This is a genomic window from Desulfatiferula olefinivorans, from assembly GCF_054657895.1.
On the sequence record NZ_BAAHXV010000034.1, the window covers coordinates 1 to 22,709 of the forward strand.

General features: G+C 60.9%; 22 protein-coding genes. 13 read left to right on the plus strand and 9 right to left on the minus strand.

From position 1 onward, the window contains the following. The first annotated feature begins 402 nt into the window (after positions 1–402). The 9 genes from cbiM (at position 403) to ACYQ11_RS17990 (ending at position 6,733) form a co-directional block, all read left to right on the plus strand. Positions 403–1,032 (plus strand): cobalt transporter CbiM, encoded by a 630-nt coding sequence (gene cbiM, locus ACYQ11_RS17950; RefSeq protein WP_459925193.1) that lies wholly within the window; start codon positions 403–405, stop codon positions 1,030–1,032. Next, positions 1,025–1,786 (plus strand): cobalt ECF transporter T component CbiQ, encoded by a 762-nt coding sequence (cbiQ, locus tag ACYQ11_RS17955; RefSeq protein ID WP_459925194.1) that lies wholly within the window; start codon positions 1,025–1,027, stop codon positions 1,784–1,786. The genes cbiM and cbiQ overlap by 8 nt, the downstream gene beginning before the upstream one ends. Beyond that, positions 1,765–2,445 carry an energy-coupling factor ABC transporter ATP-binding protein gene (locus ACYQ11_RS17960; protein WP_459925195.1) on the plus strand — a complete coding sequence of 227 codons (681 nt, stop codon included), beginning with the start codon at positions 1,765–1,767 and terminating at the stop codon, positions 2,443–2,445. Before cbiQ ends, ACYQ11_RS17960 begins: the two co-directional genes overlap by 22 nt. 165 nt (positions 2,446–2,610) lie before the next feature. Continuing rightward, positions 2,611–3,048 (plus strand): DUF3842 family protein, encoded by a 438-nt coding sequence (locus tag ACYQ11_RS17965; protein WP_459925196.1) that lies wholly within the window; start codon positions 2,611–2,613, stop codon positions 3,046–3,048. Next, positions 3,041–3,259 carry a CooT family nickel-binding protein gene (locus ACYQ11_RS17970; protein WP_459925197.1) on the plus strand — a complete coding sequence of 73 codons (219 nt, stop codon included), beginning with the start codon at positions 3,041–3,043 and terminating at the stop codon, positions 3,257–3,259. The genes ACYQ11_RS17965 and ACYQ11_RS17970 overlap by 8 nt, the downstream gene beginning before the upstream one ends. Positions 3,260–3,323: 64 nt before the next feature. Next, entirely contained in the window at positions 3,324–5,018 is a 1,695-nt protein-coding gene (locus ACYQ11_RS17975; RefSeq protein WP_459925198.1) for a hypothetical protein, read from the plus strand. Between the two features lie 15 nt (positions 5,019–5,033). Continuing rightward, complete coding sequence (locus ACYQ11_RS17980; protein WP_459925199.1) at positions 5,034–5,648, plus strand: MotA/TolQ/ExbB proton channel family protein; 615 nt, start codon at positions 5,034–5,036, stop codon at positions 5,646–5,648. 3 nt (positions 5,649–5,651) lie between these two features. Continuing rightward, positions 5,652–6,053, plus strand: a complete 402-nt coding sequence (locus ACYQ11_RS17985) for an ExbD/TolR family protein (RefSeq protein ID WP_459925200.1) — start codon at positions 5,652–5,654, stop codon at positions 6,051–6,053. Between the two features lie 2 nt (positions 6,054–6,055). Next, positions 6,056–6,733, plus strand: a complete 678-nt coding sequence (locus ACYQ11_RS17990) for an energy transducer TonB (protein WP_459925201.1) — start codon at positions 6,056–6,058, stop codon at positions 6,731–6,733. An 8-nt stretch (positions 6,734–6,741) separates the two neighbouring features. Here ACYQ11_RS17990 and ACYQ11_RS17995 read toward each other — a convergent pair whose 3' ends face one another. From ACYQ11_RS17995 to dfsP, 4 genes are all read right to left on the minus strand, one after another. Continuing rightward, on the minus strand, positions 6,742–7,386 hold the full coding sequence (locus tag ACYQ11_RS17995) for a lactate utilization protein (protein WP_459925202.1): 645 nt from the start codon (positions 7,384–7,386) through the stop codon (positions 6,742–6,744). Positions 7,387–7,770: 384 nt separating this feature from the next. Further along, positions 7,771–11,898, minus strand: coding sequence for a fibronectin type III domain-containing protein (locus ACYQ11_RS18000; protein ID WP_459925203.1), 4,128 nt, complete (start codon positions 11,896–11,898; stop codon positions 7,771–7,773). 297 nt (positions 11,899–12,195) lie between these two features. Further along, on the minus strand, positions 12,196–12,783 hold the full coding sequence (gene thpR / locus ACYQ11_RS18005; RefSeq protein WP_459925204.1) for an RNA 2',3'-cyclic phosphodiesterase: 588 nt from the start codon (positions 12,781–12,783) through the stop codon (positions 12,196–12,198). Next, positions 12,780–13,442, minus strand: a complete 663-nt coding sequence (dfsP, locus tag ACYQ11_RS18010) for a DUF166 family (seleno)protein DfsP (protein ID WP_459925205.1) — start codon at positions 13,440–13,442, stop codon at positions 12,780–12,782. Before dfsP ends, thpR begins: the two co-directional genes overlap by 4 nt. Positions 13,443–13,595: 153 nt before the next feature. Here dfsP and ACYQ11_RS18015 point away from each other — a divergent pair, with 153 nt between their 5' ends. Beyond that, complete coding sequence (locus ACYQ11_RS18015; RefSeq protein ID WP_459925206.1) at positions 13,596–14,438, plus strand: M15 family metallopeptidase; 843 nt, start codon at positions 13,596–13,598, stop codon at positions 14,436–14,438. Between the two features lie 133 nt (positions 14,439–14,571). On the opposite strand, the gene ACYQ11_RS18020 is transcribed toward ACYQ11_RS18015, so the two are convergent. The 5 genes from ACYQ11_RS18020 to ACYQ11_RS18040 form a co-directional block, all read right to left on the minus strand. Then, on the minus strand, positions 14,572–14,925 hold the full coding sequence (locus ACYQ11_RS18020; protein ID WP_459925207.1) for a PilZ domain-containing protein: 354 nt from the start codon (positions 14,923–14,925) through the stop codon (positions 14,572–14,574). A 50-nt stretch (positions 14,926–14,975) separates the two neighbouring features. Continuing rightward, the gene (locus ACYQ11_RS18025; protein WP_459925208.1) at positions 14,976–17,180 is read right to left on the minus strand and encodes a DUF4388 domain-containing protein; all 2,205 of its coding nucleotides are present in this window, start codon (positions 17,178–17,180) and stop codon (positions 14,976–14,978) included. A gap of 310 nt (positions 17,181–17,490) precedes the next feature. Continuing rightward, the gene (locus tag ACYQ11_RS18030; RefSeq protein ID WP_459925209.1) at positions 17,491–18,231 is read right to left on the minus strand and encodes an amino acid ABC transporter ATP-binding protein; all 741 of its coding nucleotides are present in this window, start codon (positions 18,229–18,231) and stop codon (positions 17,491–17,493) included. Continuing rightward, entirely contained in the window at positions 18,221–19,009 is a 789-nt protein-coding gene (locus ACYQ11_RS18035) for an amino acid ABC transporter permease (RefSeq protein WP_459925210.1), read from the minus strand. Before ACYQ11_RS18035 ends, ACYQ11_RS18030 begins: the two co-directional genes overlap by 11 nt. Positions 19,010–19,114: 105 nt before the next feature. Continuing rightward, positions 19,115–19,867 (minus strand): basic amino acid ABC transporter substrate-binding protein, encoded by a 753-nt coding sequence (locus ACYQ11_RS18040; protein ID WP_459925211.1) that lies wholly within the window; start codon positions 19,865–19,867, stop codon positions 19,115–19,117. Positions 19,868–20,102: 235 nt separating this feature from the next. Here ACYQ11_RS18040 and ACYQ11_RS18045 point away from each other — a divergent pair, with 235 nt between their 5' ends. From ACYQ11_RS18045 to ilvE, 3 genes are read left to right on the plus strand one after another with little or no spacing between them, the layout of a single operon-like run. Beyond that, the gene (locus ACYQ11_RS18045) at positions 20,103–20,999 is read left to right on the plus strand and encodes a DMT family transporter (protein WP_459925212.1); all 897 of its coding nucleotides are present in this window, start codon (positions 20,103–20,105) and stop codon (positions 20,997–20,999) included. Between the two features lie 12 nt (positions 21,000–21,011). Beyond that, complete coding sequence (locus ACYQ11_RS18050) at positions 21,012–21,860, plus strand: TrmB family transcriptional regulator (RefSeq protein ID WP_459925213.1); 849 nt, start codon at positions 21,012–21,014, stop codon at positions 21,858–21,860. After that, positions 21,857–22,708: a branched-chain-amino-acid transaminase gene (gene ilvE / locus ACYQ11_RS18055; RefSeq protein WP_459925214.1), complete on the plus strand. Its 852-nt coding sequence runs from the start codon at positions 21,857–21,859 to the stop codon at positions 22,706–22,708. Before ACYQ11_RS18050 ends, ilvE begins: the two co-directional genes overlap by 4 nt. Position 22,709: the final 1 nt, after the last annotated feature.

Sequence of the window (22,709 nt, forward strand, 5' to 3'; positions counted from 1 at the left end):
GGAGTCGAAGAAAAAACAGTGATCCAGTTTTCAGAAGCATAAAAAGATGGGGTGGCCGCAGCTGTAGGCCAGGCGGGGAAGATGGTCCGGTCGGTGGTGGACGGTTGAGACGCACGGCGTGGGTGGGGGCACGGCGCGCCGTCCCCCTACAAATTCCACCGCGGGGGATGGGTCGGGTATATTTCCGGATACGGTTCAATTCCGGTTCGGGGTGCGAATTTTCCGATTGACAGCCTGAAAACCCTTGGGTATACCTTTTTTAAAGCGTCTGTCCGAAGGCAGATTTCAGATCACTTTTTAGTATCATCGACGTCATCCAAGCCACGAAGGCCTGCACCCGGAAGGGGTGTGTCTTTGCGGCTTTTTTTGTTTTGGGCGAATGATTCGGGAAACGGGGGCAGGGTGCACATTTCAGAAGGTGTTTTGAGGCCGGAGATTCTGGCCGGTGCGGCCGCGCTGACGGCTCTGGGCGTGGCGGCGGGACTGCGGCGCATCGAGGACCGGGAGATTCCGGCCATGGGCATTCTGTCGGCGGCCTTTTTCGTGGGCTCGTTGATCCATGTGCCCGCAGGCGTGGTGTCCGTGCATCTGGTGCTCAACGGGCTGGTCGGGTTCATCCTGGGTATCCGGGCCTTTCCCGTGATCCTGGTGGGGCTTCTGCTCCAGGCCCTGTTGTTTCACTTCGGCGGCCTGACCTCCCTGGGCGTCAACACGCTGAACATGGCCCTGCCGGCCTTCGTGTGCGGCCTGGCCTTCGGCTGGGCCAAGAAACCGGAAACAGGGCGGCTGACGTTCACTGTCGCCGCCTTCGCCTGCGGGGCGCTTTCCGTTTTGCTGTCGGGGCTCATGGTGGGGCTGACCCTGTTTTTGAACGGCCAGGCCTTCGTACCGGCGGCCAAACTCATGATGAGCGCCCATGTGCCGGTGATGATCATCGAAGGGCTGGTCACCGCGTCCTGTCTGGGATTTTTGAAAAAAGTCAGACCCGAAATGCTGACCGGCCCGGGGCCGGTGAAGGAGGCCGATGCGTGACGGCAGCTGTGTCCACGACGGGGCCGTGATGGTTCGTTTCGATCCCCGGCTGAAAGTGATGCTTCTGATCTGGATGTCCGTGCTGATCGCCGTGGCGAAAAGCCCCTGCTGTCTGGGGGCGGGCGCAGTTCTGGCCGGGATCGCCGCCTGTTTTTCCGGCCTGACGGCCCGCGAGGTCCTGACGGGCCTGTTGCCGGTCAACGGCATGGTGGTGTTTCTGTGGCTGGTGGTGCCGTTCAGCCTTCCCGGTGAGGTCCTCTGGACCCTGGGGCCCTTTTCCGCCAGTTCCGAGGGCATCCGCCTGGCCCTTCTGATCACGGCCAAGGCCAATATTCTGATGCTGTCGTTTATCGTCTACACCGCATCGACGCCGCTGGTGGTCACCGGCCAGGCCCTGTCCCGTCTGGGGCTTTCGGGCAAGCTGACCCGGCTGTTGCTGTTCACCTATCGCTATATCGCGGTGATCCACGACGAATACCGGCGAATGAAAACCGCCATGATCATCCGGGGGTTTGTGCCCAAAACCAGCCTGCACACCTACCGGACCTATGCCTGTCTTCTGGGGATGGTGCTGGTGAAAAGCGCGGCCCGGGCCGAGCGGGTGCATCAGGCCATGCTGTGCCGGGGGTTCGACGGCCGGTTTCACAGCCTTTCGGAGTTTTCCTTTCACCGTCGCGACGCCGTTCTGCTTGCCCTTTCCGGCGTGTGGATCACCACCATGGGGATACTGGAATGGACCTTACCCGCCCTGTAATCGATCTGGACGGCATCTGCTACGCCTATCCGGGCTCATCGTCTCCGGTGCTCGATCATCTCTGCATCACGGTCAACGAAGGTGAGCGGATCGCCCTGACCGGTCCCAACGGCAGCGGCAAGACCACCTTGTTTCATGTGATCATGGGCCTTTTGCGGCCGTCGGCCGGGACCGTCCGGATCGACGGGACGCCCCGGGTCCGGGACAGGGATTTCGTTTCGGTTCGCCGTCGCATCGGCCTGCTTTTCCAGGATTCCGACGACCAGCTGTTCAGCCCCACGGTACTCGACGACGTGGCCTTCGGCCCTCTCAACATGGGGCTCTCCCGGCGCGAGGCCCGGGACAAGGCCCTTTCCGTTCTTGACGTGCTTGGGCTTGACGGGTTCGGGCCGCGCATCACCCACCGTCTGTCCGGCGGCGAAAAACGTCTGGTGGCTCTGGCCTCGGTGCTGGCCATGGATCCCGGCACCCTGCTGCTCGACGAACCCACCACCGGCCTGGACGATCGGACCCGGGAGCGTCTGATCCACATCCTTGAGGGCCTGGACAAGACCCTGGTGGTGATTTCCCATGACCCCGATTTCGTGGACCGGGTCACCCGCATCCGCTACCGCATGGACGGCGGCACCCTCCGGGGCTCTCCCGGTTTTTTCAATTGACAGGCACGGGGCCATTGGTTATAGGTAGACCATTAATGTCGGCCCGAAGGCCGGCGGTAAAAAAAATTGAACCACATCCATAAGCCACTTGAAGCCACGAAGGCCGTCCCCCATGAGGGGTGTGTTTTCGCGGCTTTTTTGTTTTTTTGACGGGATAAATGAATCATGACGCGTTCTTTGGGCAGAACCATCTGCGTGATCGACGGACAGGGCGGCGGTATCGGCAAGACCCTGATCAAAGCCATCAAGGCCTGCTACGGTGAAACCTTGGATGTCTGGGGTCTGGGGACCAATGCCATCGCCACCGGCCAGATGCTCAAGGCCGGAGCCAACCGGGGCGCCACCGGTGAAAACGCCATCGTCCGTTCGGTGACGGCGGCGGATCTGATCATCGGATCGGTATCCGTGACCTGGGCCAACGCCATGCTGGGCGAGGTGACTCCGGCCATGGCCGAGGCGGTCATGGGTTCACCGGCCCTTAAAATCCTGCTTCCCCTGACCCAGGAATCGGTCCGGTTGGTGGGGCTGGCCACCGAGCCTCTGCCGCACATGGTCAGGGCTGTGGTCGAAAACGACATCAAGGAGGTTTTTTTTCATGTGTGAAGCCAACGCCTATGTGATCAAGGACGGCAAGGAATCCTTGCTGATGGAATCCGTGGACCTGCTGGAGCCGGTGGGCCATACGGGGTACCGGCTGACCAGCATCTTCGGTGATCAGAAAACCGTGACGGGCAGGATCCGGTACATGAACCTGGTCAACCACAAGATGGTCTTCGACACGGATGACGACGCAGGCCCGACGCCGCCTGTCTGATCCGCATCATCAACACGAAAACGGGGCAAACGGCCATGGGGCAGGGTTTGCCCGGGGAGAAACCATGGAACGACTGAGTGTCCGCCCATTTCGGCGCCGGCTGATCGCGGCGTTGTCGCTGACGGGCCTCCTGATTCCGCTGTGCACGTTTGCCGGTCCCCCCGAGGGGTATCGCACCGTTGAAAAAGACACCGACGGTAACGGCATCATCGATCAGATCGCCGAGTATGACCGGTCGGGGCGTCTTGTGTGCGTCCGACTGGACACCGACGAAGACGGTCGGCCGGACCGGTTTCAGTATTATGAAACGGGCCGGCTTATCCGGGTCGAGCGGGACCAGGACGCAGACGGCCGTCCGGAGGTGTTCGATTTTTTCAACGAGGGGCATCGCAGCCGCCAGGAGCGTCGGGATGACCGGGGCCGGGTCGTTCAGCTCGTTATTTTCGATGAAAACGATCAGCCCCTGTCCATGAAAAAGGACACCACCGCCAGCGGCGTCTTCGATCAGGTGTTCACCTTCGACAAGGGCCTTCCGGTCCGGATGACCCAGGATACCGATGAGGACGGCACCGTGAATGTCCGGGTGACCTTTGCCGCCGGGCGTCCGGTGTTCAAGTCGGTGGATGAGGACGGCGATGGACGGGTGGAAACAAAAACCGATTACGACGGGGAGGGCCTGCCGCTGAAAAGCCTGCACGATCAGGACGGCGACGGGGCCTTTGAGGTCCTGCGCGTTTATGCCGCAGGCGAGGTGGTTCGCCAGGATACGGACCGGGATCTCGACGGACGGCCGGACCGGGTGACCCGTTTTGCCCGGGGGCTTCCCGTTGCGCAAACCGGCGATACCAACCTTGACGGTACCATGGATGTGTTCATGACCTTCGATAAGGCGGGGCAGGTGTCCGAGATCAGGGAAGACAGCCGCCACACCGGCCGCATCGACCGGATCCGAACCTTTACGGACGGCCTGCCGGTCCGAACCGTGGCCGACACCGACGATGACGGGTTCATGGAGTCGGACTACCGCTATGAAGACGGTCTCCTTGTATCCCAGACCCGCGATGAAAACAAGGACGGGAAACCCGACACTTGGCTGACCTTCGGTCCCGATGAACAGAAAAAACGGATGGAGGCCGACACGACCTTCAACGGGGTTGTGGATCTGACCATTGATTATCACCGGGGCGTGAAGACGAAAGCGGAAAAAGACGGCGACGGCGACGGGTATTTCGAAACGGTGGACCGGTTCGACCGGCCGGACTGGGACCGTGTGACCGAGACGGATCAGAACGCCAACCGTGTCATCGAAAGCCGGTTTTGTTTCAGGGAGGGCGTCCTTCGGCGTCGCGAATTCGACGACAACGAGGATGGACGGGCCGATCTGATCGAGTTTCTCAGTGCGGCGGGGCAGGTGGAACGGGCCGAGGAGACGGACCCCCGGAGCGGCCGGGTGCGCCTGGTCTTTTTGTATGACGAAAAGGAAACGCCCTGGTGTGCCGAAGAGGACAGCGACGGCGACGGGGTGTTCGAGACCCGCTTCTTGTATGAAAACAATCGGCTCTATGCCGTGGAAGAGGATACGAACGCCGACGGCAGGGCCGATGTCTGGGAAACTTACGACGAGGCCGAGACGCTGCTGTCCACCCGCCAGGATTTCGATTTTGACGGTGTGCCCGATATGGAAAAGGACAAGACCGGGTCCTGGCCCCTTCTGGCGGCCCAGGACCGCGATAACGGGGAGACCCCCCAAGCCCATTGACGTGAAGGATGATTTATGCTCGATTTTCTGGCAAAAGGCGGTGTGTTGGTGGTGCCGATTCTGTTGTGTTCGGCCCTGGCCCTGGCGATTTTTCTCGAAAGGATCATTCGGTTTTCCCGGATGCGCAGCCGGGGAGCGGGCCTGGCGGATTCGGTGGCGGGCCTGGTGCTCAGCGGCAAGGAGAGCGAGGCCCTCGCCCTGGCCGAACAGAGCGATTCGCCCATGGGCCGGGTACTCGCCCGGGCCCTGGACGTGAAGGATCTGGACCGGGAAATGCTGGAAACCGTGATCATCAACGCCACGGATGAAGAGGTCCGGAGCATGTCCGCCTACATCCAGGCCCTGGCCACCATCGGCAACATCGCCCCTCTTCTGGGCCTTTTGGGGACGGTCATCGGCATGATCAAGGCGTTTATGGTCATTCAGAACACAGGCGGCAAGGTCAACGCCGCCGTGCTGGCCGGGGGCATCTGGGAGGCCATGCTGACCACGGCCCTGGGACTTGCCGTGGCCCTGCCCGTCATGGTGGCCCACAGCTACCTGACCGCCCGGATCGACGCCTATGAGGCCCGGCTCCAGAACGGTTCCGTGGTGTTCATCAAGGCCCTGTCCATGAAAAAGGAAGCCTAGGCCATGCTGGTTCATCGGAAAAGACGTCCCCGTTACGCCATCCAGGCGCCGCTGACCTCCCTGATCGATATCGTGTTTATGCTTCTCATCTATTTTCTCCTGACCACCAATTTCCTGGTCGAGGAGGGCATCCGCATCAAGCTGCCCCAGGCCCGTGCCTCGGCACCCATGACCCAAGAGGAGATCACCGTGTACGTGGACCGGGACGGACGGGCGTTCATCAAAAACACCGAGTACCGCGAAGACCTTCTGTTCAAGGAACTGAAAACCCTGATCGGCGGGCGGTCCGACCGGCTGGTCATGGTCAAGGCCGACCGGCTGGTGGAACTCAACCGGGCCGTGAAGGTGATGGATCTGGCCAAGGCCGCCGGGGCCGAGCGGCTGTGTCTGGCGACGGAAAAGTAGACGTGGACGGGCAGGACATGGGGCAGGCATTGAAACGACAACCCAACCGACTGTTTCAGCTGATGATCGGCCTGTCGGTGCTGGTCCATCTGGGACTGCTTGTTTACATCGCGGGCATCTATCGGTCCGAATCGCTGACCGTCATTGAGATGAGCGTGGCGGATATGCCGGGGCCATCGGGACGGGTGATTCCCCGGCCCAGGCGGCGTCCGGAGCCGCCGAGAATCACCGAGCCGTCCCTGCCCAGTCCCCGGGTTCCGCAGACGGTTCTTCCCATGGAAGCCCCGGACCTTTCTTCCTCCCTGATGGAATCGCTTGCCGTGCCCGCCAATCCGGTGGACGGGCTGGCCGGTTTGCCGGATCTTTCCTCAGCCGACAGCCGGGGCCTGTTTTCACGGAAGGATTATTTCGAGATGGTCCGGATGAGAATCGAGCGGGCCAAGCACTACCCCGAATCCGCCCGAAGCCGCATGGTCGAAGGGCGGGTCACCGTGCGTTTCACCATCACCCCCGACGGTCAGGCCACCGACCTGTCCATCGTGCGTCATTCGGGCCGCCGGGATCTGGATCAGGCGGCTATGGATGCGGTCATGAACGCCGCACCCTTCAGTCGTCTTCCCCGGTCTCTGTTCACCGGCCCCCAGCAGCTGGAACTGACCCTCTGTTTCGAACTGACCTGAGAACCGTTTCAGTATCCCAGCGTTTCGTTGATCACAAGGACGCTGATGTCCGTCATCATGGGTTTGCGATGTAAAATGGACGTGACGTTGCAGATCCGCATGGGTGCGTTGCAGTCGGTGCAGCGTCCGGTGAGGGCGCAGGGGGTGTCCACGCCCAGGCTTTTGGCCCGCATGGGGGCGGCCACCTCCCGGACGCGCCGGACGGCCGACTCGAGGTCCGCCGTGATCTTGTTGACCCCGGCCACGATGATCACCTTGCCGGGACCGAAGGTCATGGCGTTGGTCCGGTTGCCCACGCCGTCCACGTTGACGATTTCGCCGGTCAGAGACAGGGCGTTGGCGCTGCACAGAAAACAGTCGCAGGAGGCTTGTTTCTTACGATAGTCGAGGCTGGTTTCAAAGGGCAGACCGGGCTCGTTGTGGTCGAACAGCCGTTTGCCCTTGTCCTTGAGCAGATCCTGGATTCCCAAGCTCCGGATGGTGTCCGACCCGCCGAATCCGATGCGATCGAAGGGCTCGATCATGCCTAAGATCATCTGGACCGCCGCCTGGGGCGTCTGCACCAGATGGGCGTCAAACCGGTGTTTGATCAGCTGCGTCACACAATGCTCCGCCAGTTTCCCCCCCAGCCACTTGTCCTGCGCGTTGTTCATCGGAAGCCTCCCCTGTGTGGATTGATGGATAATCGTTTCTGTGGACTGTCAGTCGAACCATACCCTGTTTGCACGGCCGTTGTAAAGGCTGCGGTGACAATGTCGGGAAGCACGGCATGGTGCCCTCTGCCTTCGGCGACCCTGCCGGGGGCCCGCCTTTTGAAAAGGCGGCCAAACGGTTTTTTTGGTTTTCTCAGGGCGGGGCTGTTTGCCTGATGCGGTGCGGTGTTGCTCGGTGTGGCAGGCATGGCGTGCGCCCTGTGCCTTCGGTGAGTCCACCCTGTCCACGACGTCCACGCTGTCCACTATGTCCACAAAAAAAGCCATTCCGGCCGGGCCTGACGGCCCGACCGGAATGGCAGGGGGGATGAGGAAGGTTAATGCTTATTCCCGCGAATCACTCACGCGGATACCCGCCCGTTTCAGGGCCGGAAAACCCAGGGCGATCAGCGCCAGTCCGGCAAACCAGGCCAGAGGGAACCGGTCGGTATGCAGACTGCTGTCGATGAAGCAGCCCTGCTCCGCGCCGGGCATGCCGATGCTCATGGTCGGCGAGCTGTTTTTGATGCCCAGGCCCGCCGGATCCACGATGACGCCGTTGGCCACGCCGTCGGCATCGCCCAGTCCGCCGTCGGTCAGGTCCACGGTGATCATGGTCCGGTCGGCGCTGAAGATCGCATGGGAGGTGTAGTCCATCCAGCCGTTGATGGAGTCGTATTTATACCATCCGGCGTTTTCCGGGGCCGGTTTGGACAGAAGGACGCCGATTTTGGCCGTGTCGCCGGGCGTCTCGACCACGATCCGGAAACTGATCAGGCCGGAGGGCAGCTCGTCGGGCATGCCGGCGGTGTCGTTGATGCCGTCTGCGGTCAACGATTCCAGCACCTCGATATCCACCACGTTGTCCATCGGGATCAGGCCCATGGTGTCACCGCCCACCAGGGTTTTCACACAGGTGAGGGTCTCGGGCTGGTCGATGTCGGCAATGCCGTCCTTGTTCAGGTCCGCATCGGCCTGAACCTCCTGGTCATCGGGTACGCCGTTGCCGTTGTTGTCGTTCGTCACCGGGGTTTCGGTGATGAAGGACGCCGCGTCGGACCACTGGGAATCCAGACCCTTGGCCGCCTTGTTCCGGTACCGCCAGAAGTAGGTGGTGCCGCTGTTGAGGACCAGCTGGGGCACGACGATGGAGGTGCCGAGCTTGCTTTTCACGGTCATAACCACGTTGGAGAAAAACCGGTCCATGCTGATCTGCCATTCGAGGTTGATCCGGCCGTCGTTGACCGGGGCCGTCAGTTCGGGTGTTGTGGACACCAGGGCGCCGTCTTCGGGAACGATGGTGCTGACCGGTGTGTCGCTGCCGCCGGTATCGGGAATGGCGGTCACGGTGACGGTCACGGTGTCGCGGGCGATGTCGCCGTCGCTGTCGGTTACGGTGTAGGTCACGGTAAAGGTCCCGGCATTGGGGAACATCACGCTGCCCGGATCTTCGACGGTCTGGGCGGCCGGGCCGCTGTAGCCGAAATTCCAGGCATGGGTGAAGGGGCCGTTGCCGGAGGTCACGGCCGCGGCAAAGTCGATGGCCGCGCCCGCCTCAACGGACAGGTTGGCCGCCGGGCTGACGATGCTTGCCGTGGGAGTCAGGTCCACATACAGGGGGTTCACGGTGACGATGGCCGAATCGGAGGCCGTGTCGCCGTCCTGGTCGGTAACCGTCAGGGTCACGGTGTAGATTCCGGCGGTATTAAAGGTCACGCTGCCCGGGTCTTCCACGGTCCGGGCGGACGGTCCGCCGCTGCCGAAACTCCAGGCATAGGTGAACGGTGCGTTGCCGGAGGTTACGGTGGCCTGGGCGGTCACGGATTCACCTTCGGTGATGGTGGTGCCGCTCAGGGGGCTGTCTATGGACACTGAGGGCTGCACATCCACGTACAGGGGGCGCACGGTGACGGTCACGGTGTCCGAGGCGGTGTCGCCGTCGTTGTCGGTGACGGTGTAGGTCACGGTATAAGTCCCTTCGTTATCGAAGGTCACGCTGCCCGGGTCTTCCACGGTCCGGGCGGACGGTCCGCCGCTGCCAAAACTCCAGGCATGGGTGAACGGTGCGTTACCGGAGGTCACGGAGGCCGCAAAATTCACGGATTCCCCTTCGGTGACGGCCGTGTCGGCCGAGGGACTGGTGATTGCCGCACCGGGCGTCACATCCACGTACAGGGCGTTCACGGTGACGGTCACGGAGGCCGTGGCGGTGTCGCCGTCGTTATCGGTGACGGTGTAGGTCACGGTATAGACGCCGTCGCTGTCAAAGGTCACGCTGCCCGGATCTTCCACGGTCACGGAGGCCGGGCCGCCGTTGCCGAAATCCCAGGCATGGGTGAAGGGAGCGTTGCCGCCGATGACGTTCACCGCGAAATTCACGGATCCGCCTTCGGTGATGGTCGTATCGGAGGCGGGGCTGACCATGCCCACCGTGGGGGTCACGTCCACATAAAGGGCCCGGACGGTGACGGTGACGGAGGCTGTGGCCATGTCGCCGTCGTTGTCGGTGACGGTGTAGGTGACGGTGTAGACGCCGTCGGTGTCAAAGGTCAGGCTGCCCGGATCTTCCACGTTCATGGGCGCGGGACCGCCGTCGCCGAAGGTCCAGGCGTGGGTGAAGGGGGCGTTGCCGGAGGTGACGGCGCCGTCAAAGGTCACGGATTCGCCTTCGTTGATCGCCACGTTGCTCACGGGGCTCGCGATCACGGCGGCGGGGGTTACATCCACATACAGGGCGTTCACGGTGACGGTCACGGAGTCTGCGGCAATGTCGCCGTCGTTGTCTGTGACGGTGCAGGTCACGGTGTAGGTTCCGGCGTTGGGGAAGGTCACGCTGCCCGGATCTTCAATGGTCTGGGCTGAGGGACCGCCCTGGCCGAAGGTCCAGGCGTAGGCGAAGGGGGCGTTGCCGGAGGTCACGTTCATCGAGAAACTCACGGAGCCGCCTTCGGTGATGGTCACATCGGACACGGGGCTGACGATATCCGCCGTGGGGGTCACGTCCACATACAGGGCCCGGACGGTGACGGTCACGGTGTCTGAGGCGGTGTCGCCGTCATTGTCGGTGGCGGTATAGGTCACGGTGTAGACGCCTTCGTTGGGGAAGGTCACGCTGCCTGGATCTTCCACGTTCACGGCGGCCGGTCCGCCCTCGCCAAACTGCCAGGTGTGGGTGAAGGGGGCGTTACCGCCTGTCACGGCGGCGCCAAAGGTCACGGATTCACCCTCGGTGATGGACACGTCGGCGGCCGGGCTGCTGATGGCGGCGGCGGCGCTGACGTCCACATAGAGTTCCTCAACGGTGATGGTCCGCGAGGCCGAGGCGGTGTCCCCGTCGTTATCGGTGACGGTATAGGTGACGGTATAGGTGCCGGCGTTGGGGAAGGTCACGCTGCCCGGATCTTCCACGGTCCGTGCGGCCGGGCCGCCCTGACCGAAACTCCAGCTGTGGGTGAAGGGGGCGTTGCCGTTGGTCACGGATGCCGCAAAATTCACGGATTCCCCTTCGGTGATGGTCATACTCGACGCGGGGCTGGTGATGGATGCTCCGGCGTTCACGTCCACATAGAGTTCTTCCACGGTGACGACGATGGAATCGGAGGCGGTGTCGCCGTCGTTATCGGTGACGGAGTATGATACCGTATAGGTTCCGGCGGTGGGGAAGGTCACGCTGCCCGGATCTTCCACATTGGTCCCGGCCGGTCCGCCGTTGCCGAAACTCCAGGCGTGGGACAGGGGCGCGTTGCCGCTGGACACGGTGGCCGCAAAGGTCACGGAGCCGCCTTCGGTGATGGTGACGTTGCCCGTGGGGGCGGAGATGGAGGCTGAGGCGTTGACATCCACATAGGCCGAGGCCACGGTCACACGGATCGTGTCAGAGGCCGTCCGGCCTTCGCTGTCGGTGGCCGTGTAGCTGACATCGTAGGTTCCGGCGCCGGTGAAGATCATTTCACCGGGGCTCTGGAGACTGCTGGACAGGGGGCCGCCTGCGCCGAACACCCAGCTGAAGGTGTAAGGAGCGGTGCCGCCTGCGGCGGAGCCCTGGAACACCACGGACTCCCCTTCGGTGATCGATACCGCAAGGGCCGGGGCCGTGATGGAGGCGGAAAGGGGATCGGGTTCGGCGGAGGCCGCAGAAGAAACTTCATCGGAGAAATCGCTTGAGTTTCCGCAGCTGTTGAAAGCCTTGACGGCGAAATGCCAGGTGGTGTCGGTCAGGTCGGTGACGGTGTATTCGGTCTGGGGAGCGTAGACCGGATCGCTCTCATGGGTGTAGACGGTGGATTCGGTGCCGTAGTAGACCACGTAGTAGTCGGCGTCGGCGTTGCTGTCCCATTGAAGATTCACATCCCGGGCCTCGGCGTGTGCCGCCAGGGCGTGAAGGATGATCGCGCACAGAATGCTTGAGGTGATAAGGCGAAGAATGGTTCGTGCGGCGGGGGTCAATGAGGCGTTCTTAAAAACATGTTTCATACGGTGGTTCCTCCTGAAGCATGAATGCTTTTCAAACTCGGATTCAATGCTGCACCCAGACCATCCAATAACCGTGCCTGATGTTGGAGGAGTCAATATAATATATTGTAATTGTGGTGTTTTCTATGGGTCAAACAGGATTGTTGCCTCTCAGGGTTCGTGAAATATCATTAGAGGCGCGGTTGAAATGCCGTCAGTGACGACATTTGGCGGGATGTGGCCGGCGATGGGGCCGACGGGCGGTGACGTTTCATCGGTTCGAAGGCACAGGCCCGTTTGACGTGGGCGGCGGCGGTTTCAGGGCGGATCGGCGACAAGAGGCAGGCGGGCCAGATGGGTGTACCGGGCGCCCCGGGGCGTCAGCGTGCTTCGGATCAGCTCCACGGCCCGGACAGGGACGATAAGGCCGTCAAACCGTATGGGCGGGGCCTGGTGTCTCAGGTCGATGGTGTTGCACCGCGCCAGGGTGATGTGGCCGAGAAAGGGTCGGGGCTCCGGTGCGAATCCCAGACGGCGCACGGCGGTTTCAATGCCGAGGGCCAGCTGGTCGAGGGGCGGAGAGGGCGCGATGCCCACGGCCAGCACCCGGGTCCGGGCCGGGCGGGGCAGGCACAGCAGCGAGGCCAGGGTCAGGTCAAAGGGCCGGATCGGTTTGCAGATCCCGTCAAGGGCTGCGATCAGGTCCGGGCATCGGCCGGCCGGGGTGTCTCCCAAAAACCGCAGGGTCAGATGGGTGGTCTCAGGCGTCACCCAGCGCAGGGGGCAGGCCCGTAACCGGGCACGGCCCTCGGCGATGATCCGGTGCATGGCGGCAAGGACGGTCGGATCGGGCACGACGGCGATAAACAGCCGGAGCAGGTCCGATGCCTGACGGTCGGTGCTCATCCCCGGGTTCGGAGGCAACGATGAATGGCGTGTTTCAGGGCGGCCTGGTGAAGCTCGGCCGCGTAGTGAACCGGGCTCTTTCCGTACAATACGTCCCATCCCGCCGGATTGGCCGTGCAGAAAAACTGGGTTTTCAGTCCGAGATGCATGGGGGCGTCTTCCACCGGAATGCCGATGGTGCGTCGGGCCGCCTCCCAGGTGGCACCGCAGGGCGCGCCGTGAAGGACCGAGATGTCCGCGATCAGCCCGTCTTCGATGCGGACCTGAAACTCGGGAACGCCGAAGCACCGGCCGTAGGCCCGGAGTTTTTTCTGACGGGGCAGGGCGCAGCAGACCCGGGGGGTCAGGGCCCAGAGCCCCGTGGTTTTCTTGCTGGATGCAACGACGGGAATCCCCAGCTTTTCGCACAGCGCCCAAAGGTCGTTGGACAGGTCCAGGTGTTTCAGGTAGTCGAGCACCAGGTCGGCATCGATGGTGTTGGGCAGATAGTCGTCGCTGTCGTCGATGACCGGGGGCAGAGGCCCGTCGATGTTGTAACGCTCGATGGTGAAAAGGTCGCCTCCGAATGTTTTCAGGCCGTTGATTTTGTTTTCCCCGCTGCCGTTCTGCTGAAAGACGAGGATGCGCTGGGGCGTGGTGTCGGGTGATTTCTTATCCATGGCGGTGTCCCGGTGTCCGGCTTCCCTGAAAAAATGGCTTTTTCGGAGGCAGGCCTTGTTGTATAGTGGTTGGCATCATGATGTATAATGAACTTTCATAAAAACCGATGTGTGTCAAACGTTAAAAACTGCCGTGGACGAAAGCGCTCCGTCATGAACAGACGAACCTTTATAAGGATGGTGTCCCTGGGGTGCGTGGGCGCCGTCATTCCCGCTGCGGCCCAGGCTGCACTGAAGCGCGCGGCCGTAGGGCGCGTCTCTGCGGAGCACGATGCCCACATCAAAGACTACCTCCATAAAATCGAACATTTTGATGACAGCCATCCGGGCGATCTCTATCTGGATGAAACGAATCTTGACCTGCTCCATGGCTGCCTGGCCCGGCTGACCCGGGTCGAGCAGACCGTGGGACACGGCCTGTTCGCCCTGATCGGCATCGATCAGGCGATCCGAACCGCCCGCATGTACCCGTCCATCGGGGCCTTTACCCGCAGGGAACTTGATTTCCTTGAAATGATTTTTTACCGGGACGGGGCCCAATACGGCTTTCTCGGCGAAAAACCCCTGTCCCGGTTTACCGATACCCTCAAGACCGGTCAACTGGTCAAGATCCGGAATACCGGCAATTACCTTTATAAAGGACGACCCCTTCACACCTACCGGATCATCCGGAAGGCCCTGGGCGACGACCTGGTGCTGACCTCGGGTCTGCGCAGCGTCACCAAGCAGTTTATGCTGTTCCTGGGCAAAACCGCCCGGAGCGGGGGCAATCTGTCCCAGGCCTCGCGGTCCCTGGCGCCTCCGGGCTATTCGTTCCATGGTGTGGGGGATTTCGATGTGGGGCAGCGGGGTTACGGGTCCGATAATTTTACCTGGCGGTTCACACAATCGCCGGTCTATCGGAAGTTGACCGATCTGGGGTATATCCGCCTGCGTTACACCGAGAAAAACGCCCTGGGCGTCCGGTTCGAACCCTGGCACATCAAGGTTGTCTGATCAACATTGAGACGGCTTCGGAAAACGTTCGAGATCAAGGCTTGCGAAGCCTTAAGGAATGAGGCGTACTTAGGGTACGCCGCAGTGACGAGGGCTGACGCGTAACGCAGATATCGGACGTTTTACGAAGCCGTTATTTTTTGGAGTTCAGCTTGGCCATGATGCATTCACCAAGCAGGTGGGTGTCGATGACGGTGAACTTGATGGCCACCCCCCGGTCATCCTGGCGAAGCACCAGCCCCTTGGCGTGAATGAAATTCGGCTGTTTCTCTCCGGGCTGAAAATCAATCTTGATGTCCACCTCGGTGCCGCTGGGGATTTTTTCGTCGGTCAGCACGAAGATGCCGTTGGCGCTGAGGTTGTCCGCATGGGCGGAAATGTCTGCGATACTGTTGGCGTGGAGGGACATTTTGTCCCGGTACTTCAGGTGGACTTCGGTTTCAGGCCAGACCTTGTTCCGGGTGTTTTTTCGTTTGCGTGTGTCCATTCGATCCTTAATTGCCTTTCTGTAAGTCGGGGCCGATGGCCGACCCGTCATCAGGGTCTGACGGCATGGATATAACCGCATTCGCTCTGGCGTTTGAACACCTGCTCGAACGAGTCCTTCCGGTCGGGAAAGAAGACGGCGGCCTTTTCATCCTGACCCCAGTTCTGCTCGCTGGTTTTCCGGGTCCAGTACCAGGAGGCACCGGAAGAGGGGTAGTAAGGCCTGCTGTTGTAAAGAATGGCCAGTTCGCTGGTGTCGGGCATGCGCCAGTCTCTGTAGCCCGCCGTCGTCAGGTCCCGGATGTAGTCCCGGGCCTGGTCGAAGGTCATGCACTCGCCTTCGGCGATGTGGGAATCGATCAGGCACCAGATCAGACCCGTTCGCGTATCGGTGACGGTCCGGTCCGGATGGACCTTGAACCGTCCGCCGGACTGTCCCAGCAGCCCCGTGATGCGGACCGTTTCTTCGGCCAGGCGTTTTTCCCGTTCCTTGCGTCGGATTTCCGCCAGTCGCGCTTCCTCCCGTTCCCGGGCGATGCGGTCCTTTTCGGCCTGAATGCGGGCCAGGCGTTCTTTCTCCTGGCGCTCTTTGAGAAGCTGGGCCATGCGGACCCGCCCGATTTTTTCTTCTTCCTTCAGATCCTTCATCAGAGCCGAGGACTGTTCTTTGAACAGGCCCGAGTAATCCCGCTCGATGTATTCGGAAAGTTCACGGATGCGTTTCTGAACATCGATGTTGGGGTTGGTGCAGAAGGCCCGGGTTTCCTCCCACTTGGACTGAAAATCGATTTTCCGGTTGAGCAGGGAGATTTCGTTTCGAATTTCCTTTTTCAGCGAGGTCTCGGGTTTTTTCTGCAGGTAGGCGATGAACATGGATTTGGCGTCGGCAAACCCCATGGCCCGGGATCGGAACATCATGTCTGCGAATTCGGCCCGGTCAGTCATTTTGTCCCGGACCTCCCGGATTTCATCGATGCGGGCGTCGGCGGGAAAGTCCCGGATGAAGTCATCGGCCAGGCGGATGCAGGAGTCCCAGTTGCCTGCCTGGTTGCAGGTCTGGATTTCCCGGGACAGTTCCGTGTAATACTCGTCGCTGATGGCGGCCATCATGTTTTTAACCGCCTGCTTGTGGCCGGAATCGGGATAATCGGCCAGAAAATTCTTGAAGGCGCTCATCCGGGTCTTTCGATCCCCGTCCTGCATGGCGGCCAGCTTTTTGTAATCATAGGCTTCCATGATTTTGGGAATGCCGCTGATCTTGCTCCGGATGTACGGTTCGAGGAACGTGCCCGGCCGGTCTTTGAGAAAGGTGGTGAAAAGGGTTGTCGCCTGTTTCTTGTAGTCGTCGTCCAGGGACAGGTCGGCGATCTTCCGTTCAATTTCGATCAGCAGGTTGACGTCGTTCATCTTCCCGATGGCGTCCATGATGTAGGCGTTGTCGTCATCCTGGGCGTTGATGTAGGTGTTGAGCAGGCTTTTCATGGTTGCGGGATTTTTCTGGGACAGCACCTGATCGATGACGCGTTGGTAATTCTGTTTGGCGATGTAGATCTTGTAGGCGTAAAGCCCCCCGAAGGTCAGGGCCGAAAGGACCAGGGCCGCCGTAAGGATCCGGGTGAACAGGGAACCCGGGGCCCGACGCGGGCGATGGCTTTCATCCTCGCCTTCGAAATCAATGTCCTGGACCTCCATGGCCTCTTCCGGGCCGTCCTGCAGGTCCGGCGTCTCGTTGTCCGAAACGGGGGGCGGCGGGGGCGGTGACGCCTTTGGGGGTTCTGCTCCGGCCGGGGGGGGAGGCGGAGGCGCCTGTGCGGGTGTCGGCTGGGGGGTGTCGTCGACCACGAACTGTGAGGCGATTTGCTCATCCCGGCTCACATAGGTGTCGGGATCGAATTCCACCTCGAGTTCCTTGGTTTCGACCTCTTCGACAACCCCCATCTGGGCGTTCTTTTCGTCCTTGCGGCGGAGCCCCTCCATGAGGATGCTCATCAGGGGCATGGTGATTTTCTGGTTGGGGATCGGGGCGTTGTCGATGATGATGACCGCCTTGTTCCAGCTGAGGATTTCGTAGGCAGCCTCGACTCCTTCAAGTTTGCCGGTTTCGGCGGCGACCAGAGCACCGTCTTTCAGGTACAGATAACCGATGTCATCGTTGGAATAGATTTTCAGGGTGCAGGTGGTTTTGTCCATGTGGACGATCTGAAGGAATGATCCCAACGATATGCCCTGAATCTGACCGCCAACTTCAATATCCATCTCGACTTAAGTCCTTTCGCTCAGAGGTATGGGTCACCCGTTGCGGTGCGCCCAGCGGTACATCCTGCGGCATGCACGCGGTCATGCGCAAACACTGTTTCGTTCGTAAAAACAACAGGGTAGGCATTAGGGTGTCCGTCGTTCACCGGTATGTCTCCCATGATCAGACGCGCTTTATTGTCAAAATACCCTATCAAACCGATGTGTTAGTGTCAATTGTTAGATGACGGTTTCCCGTTTCGTCCACGGGAATGCCGTCGCGCCCGAGGGCCTCACGGGCACGGTCAGGAAACAAAACACCATGCAATCACTAGAGGATTTTGTCAAGAAAGGACCGGGCCCGTTCATGGCGGGTCCGGTCGAAAAATTCATCGGGCGGCCCTTCGTCCAGGATGCATCCCCCGTCCATGAAGATGATCCGGTCGGCCACCTCCCGGGCGAATCCCATTTCATGGGTCACCACAATCATGGTGATGCCTTCACCGGCCAGTTTTTTCATGACGGCCAGCACTTCGCCGATCATCTCCGGGTCCAGGGCCGAGGTGGGCTCGTCGAACAGCATGATTTTCGGGGTCATGGCCAGGGCCCGGGCAATGGCCACCCGTTGCTGCTGGCCGCCGGAGAGCTTGCCGGGATACTCGTTTTCCTTGTTGAGAATGTCGACCTTGCGCAGCAGTTCCGTGGAGATGGCTGTGGCCTCTTCCCGGGACCGTTTGCGGACGATCATCTGGGCCAGGTTCAGGTTTTCCATGACGGTCTTGTGGGGGAAGAGATTGAACGACTGGAACACCATGCCCACTTCTTCCCGGATCTTGTTGATATCGGCGCCCGGATCCATGATGTCCATGCCGTCGACGATGATCCGGCCCCGGTCCACGGTTTCCAGCTGGTTGATCGACCGGAGCAGGGTGCTCTTGCCCGATCCGCTGGGCCCGATGATCACCACTTTCTCACCGTCCCGGACATCCAGGCTGACGTCGGTCAGGGCTCTGAAGGAACCGAAATATTTGCTGACCCGCTCCACGCGGACAATGGCCGGATTAGTCGACATTGAGACGGTCCTCCATGATGCCCACCAGTTTGGACAGAATGAGGGTGATGATCAGATAGAACAGGGCCACCATGGTGTAGGCCTCGAAATACTCGAACCCCTGGGAGGCAAATTCCCGACCCCGGCGCAGCAGGTCGGACACGGCCAGGATAGAGACCAGGGACGAGTCCTTGAGCAGGGCCACGCATTCGTTGCCCACCGGCGGAAGAATGGTTTTGATCGCCTGGGGCAGGATCACGTAGCGCATGGTCTGAAACGGCGTCATGCCCAACGATCGGGCGGCCTCGGTCTGTCCGCCGGGAACGGATTCGATGCCGGCCCGGATGATTTCGGCGATGTAGGCCCCGTAGCAGATGGACATGGAGATCACCGCGCAGGTGATGGCCGGCAGGTTCACCACCCGTCCCAGGGCGTAATAGATGTAGAACAGCTGGACCAGAAGGGGGATGCCCCGGATGACCTCCACATAGAGGGAGGCGATGCCGTTGATGATCGGATTCCGGGACAGTCGGCCCAGTCCGGCGAAAAGGCCGATGATCAAAGACAGGACGATGGACATCACCGTGACCTGAAAGGTGACCAGGATCCCGTCGGGCAGAAATTTAACGATGTCCAGATAGGGATCGGGCTTGAGGGTCACCAGAGCGATGACGGCGGTAACGGCCCCGAAAAAGGCGATGCGCCAGGCGGTAAACAGGCCCCGGTCCAGTCGGGTGGGGATGGCGCCCCCTTCGGATACGTCGATGTGGGGTGGTTTGGCTGAAACGGATTTGGGCATGACGACCTTGTGTATCGGTTATGGCCGGAAACGGCGAGCGTCAACGGACCTTTTCAGGTCGGAATCCGGACCGGTGCGCATCCGGTCCGGATTCCGGCGGTTGGATTATTTGAACCACTTGGCCTTGAGTTCCTCGTCGATGCCTTTGGCCTTGACGGCCTTGATGCCCGTGTTGATCAGCTCAAGGAGTTTGGTGTTGCCCTTTTTGACCACGATACCGTAATATTCTTCGGTAAAAGGCTCGCCGGCGATTTTGAATTTCCCCTTGTATTCCTCTTTCTGCAGGGCGTAGTTGGCGGCGATGGGCGTGTCGCAGACGATGCCGTCGATGCGTCCGGCCAGCATGTCTTCAAAGGCCAGGCCCAACTCGTCGTAGGCTTTGAGAACCACGCCCTCGACCTTGTTGATTTCAAAGGCTCCGGTGGTTCCGATCTGGGCGCCCACGGGTTTGCCTTTCAAGTCGGCCAGGACCTTGGCCGTGGAGGCTGCGGGCACCACGAGTACCTGGCCGGCATTGATGTAGGGATCCGAAAAATCGACCATTTTCTTGCGTTTTTCATCGATGGTCACCGAGGAGATGATGGCGTCGTATTTGCCGCTGGCCACACCGGCGAAAATGCCGTCCCAGGCCGTGTTTTCGATCAGGACCTTGAATCCCGCCTCCTGGGCCACGGCGTTCATGAAATCGATGTCGAAACCCACCAGATGCTTGTTTTCGTTAAGCATCTCCATGGGGGGCCAGGTGGCGTCCGAGGCCACGGTGACGATCAGTTCATCTTCCAGGGCCCAGGCGGCCATGGGAATCAGAAAAAGCACGAGGACAGTCATCAGTTTGAGCGCGGTACGAAAGCCTTTCATACATTCCTCCTGAACGTGGTTTGGGACCGGAATCACACGGAATCCGGTTCAGTTGAGTCACATGGACCAACACTTTTTTGTTTGTTTTAAGGGGCTCCCCGGTGTATAGTCTGCGCTTCTTTTTGGAATAAAACCAGGGAGCTGGGTTTTTCCGTCCCCATCCGGCACCTGGGCCGTTTCAGCCTTGAAACGGTGGCGGGGCAGGGGCGGTCAAACAGGTATTCATATATAACACATGGCTTTTATTAAAAAAATGATTTTATCAGGGTCTTCGGCAAAAAAAACGGCCGCCCGGGCGCTTCTGGTCCTGACCACCTTTTTCTGGGGGGTGACCTTCGTGGTGGTCAAGGACGCCGTGGCCCGGGTCGATGTGTTCGTGTTCCTGGCCCAGCGCTTTTCCCTGGCCTTTGTCCTGCTTCTGCTCATGCGGCTGATCGTGTGGCGTCCCCTGGACCGATCGACCTTGCGGCGTGGGCTGCTCTTGGGGCTCATGCTGTTCGGCGGCTTTGCTCTCCAGACCCTTGCCCTGGTGTATACCTCGGCGTCCAACACGGCTTTTCTCACGGGCCTCAATGTGGTGTTCGTCCCCCTTCTGGCCGCCCTGCTCTTCAAACAGGTCATCGGCCGGGCCCTTGCAGCCGGGGCGCTGTTCGCCGTCATCGGGCTTTACCTGCTGTGTGCCGGGAAAGGGTTGCACCTGAACGGCGGCGATGTGCTGGGGGTGCTCTGCGCGGTGTTCATCGCCGTCCACATCCTTTACACCGGCCGGTATGTGGGCACCTGCGACATCTTCTGGCTGACCACCATCCAGATCGGGGTCATCGGCCTCGTCAGCGCCCTGATCGCCCGGGGCACCGGCCACGCCGTCCTGACCGTGGACCCTTCCATCGTTCCCGCCCTGATCGTCTGCGTGCTGTTCGCCACAATCTTTGCCTATCTGGTCCAGACCACCATGCAGCGGTTCATTTCCCCCTCGGCCACGGCCCTGATTTTTTGCATGGAACCGGTGTTTGCCGCCCTGAGCGCTTATGTGCTCACCGGGGAGCGGCTGGGTTTCCGGGGTCTGATCGGCGCCGTGCTCATTCTGACCGGGATGGGACTGTCCCAGTGGTCCGGGGCAGACGACGCCTGAGATAAAAAAAGCTTGACCGGATCAGCGGCCGACTTTATATTCACTACCATGGTAGTGAACGAACTCATCGAACCGATCAAGCGTCTGGGGTTTTCCGAATACGAAGCCAAGGCCTATCTGTGCCTGCTCCGGATTCAGCCGGCCACGGCCTACGAAATCGCCCAGGCCTCGGGCATTCCCTCATCGAAAATCTATGAAATCATCGCCCGGCTGGTGGACAAGCAGGTGTTCATGCCCGACGGGGAGGGCAGCAAGAAAAAATACATGGCTCTGTTGCCCGATGAATTCATCGACAGCCGGCGCCGGGAGTTCGACCGGACCCTGTCGGTGCTCGAACGGGATCTCCCGGCCCTCCGGAACGAGCGGGCCGTGTCGTTTATCTGGAACATCGGAACCTACGAGGATCTGATGGCCAGAGCCTGCCGCCTGATCGACGAGGCCGAGGACACGCTTTTGCTCTCGGCCTGGGCCCCCGAGCGGGAAAGCCTGGAACCGTTCCTGGTCCGGGCCGAGGCGCGGACGGTGCGCATCGCAGCCATCCATTTCGGGCACAGCGGCGCCGGCGCCGGGGCGGTGTTTTACCATCCCATCGAGGACACGATCTACCAGGAGAAAGGCGGGCGGGGTCTGGTCCTGGTGGCCGACGGCCGGGCGGCCCTGGTGGGGACCATCGACGAGGACGGCCGGGCTCACGGGGCCTTCAGCGCCAATCCCGGATTCATCACCCTGGCCGAAGACTACATCAAACACGATATCTACATCATGAAAATCATCCGACGGTTCGACGGGCTGATGGTCCGGACCTTCGGCGATAATTACACCCATCTCAGAAACATTTTCGAGGACAAGGACGAGCCATGAAAATCTACATTGACGGTACGTATTACGACAAAGACGAGGCGAAGGTGTCGGTGTTCGATCACGGCCTGCTCTATGGGGACGGTGTGTTCGAAGGCATAAGGATTTACGGGGGTAAGGTGTTCAAGCTGGATGAGCATCTGGAGCGCCTTTACGACAGCGCCGCCGCCCTGTATCTGACCATTCCCATGGCCCGGGAGGACCTGGCCCGGGCGGTGCGGGACACCGTGTCGGCCAATGAAAAGCATGACGGGTACATCCGGCTGATCGTCACCCGCGGCCGGGGCAACCTGGGGCTGAACCCCTTCACCTGCGACCGGGCCTCGGTGATCATCATCGTCGACGACATTCAGCTTTATCCTCAGTCCTGCTATGAAGAGGGCATCGCCGTGATCACGGCCTCGGTGCGCAGGACGCCCCCGGACTGTCTGGACCCCCGGATCAAGTCCCTCAATTACCTGAACAACATCATGGCCAAGGTCGAGGCGATCCAAGCCGGGTGCCTGGAAGCCCTGATGCTCAGCCGGGAGGGTTATGTGGCCGAGTGCACCGGCGACAACGTGTTTTTCATCAGGGGGGGCGTTCTGGTGACCCCGGACAGCGCTCAGGGCGCCCTGGCCGGCATCACCCGCAGCACGGTCATCGAGGCCGCCGGTCAGATCGGGGTGCCGGTCCGTGTGGCCTGTGTGACCCTGTATGACCTGTACACCGCCGACGAATGCTTTCTCACCGGAACAGCGGCGGAACTGATTCCCGTCACCCGTATCGACGGCAGGGTCATCGGCGACGGACGCCCCGGTCCCCTGACCGCCGATCTGAAACGGGCCTTTCTGGCGGCCGTGGCCGCCTGAC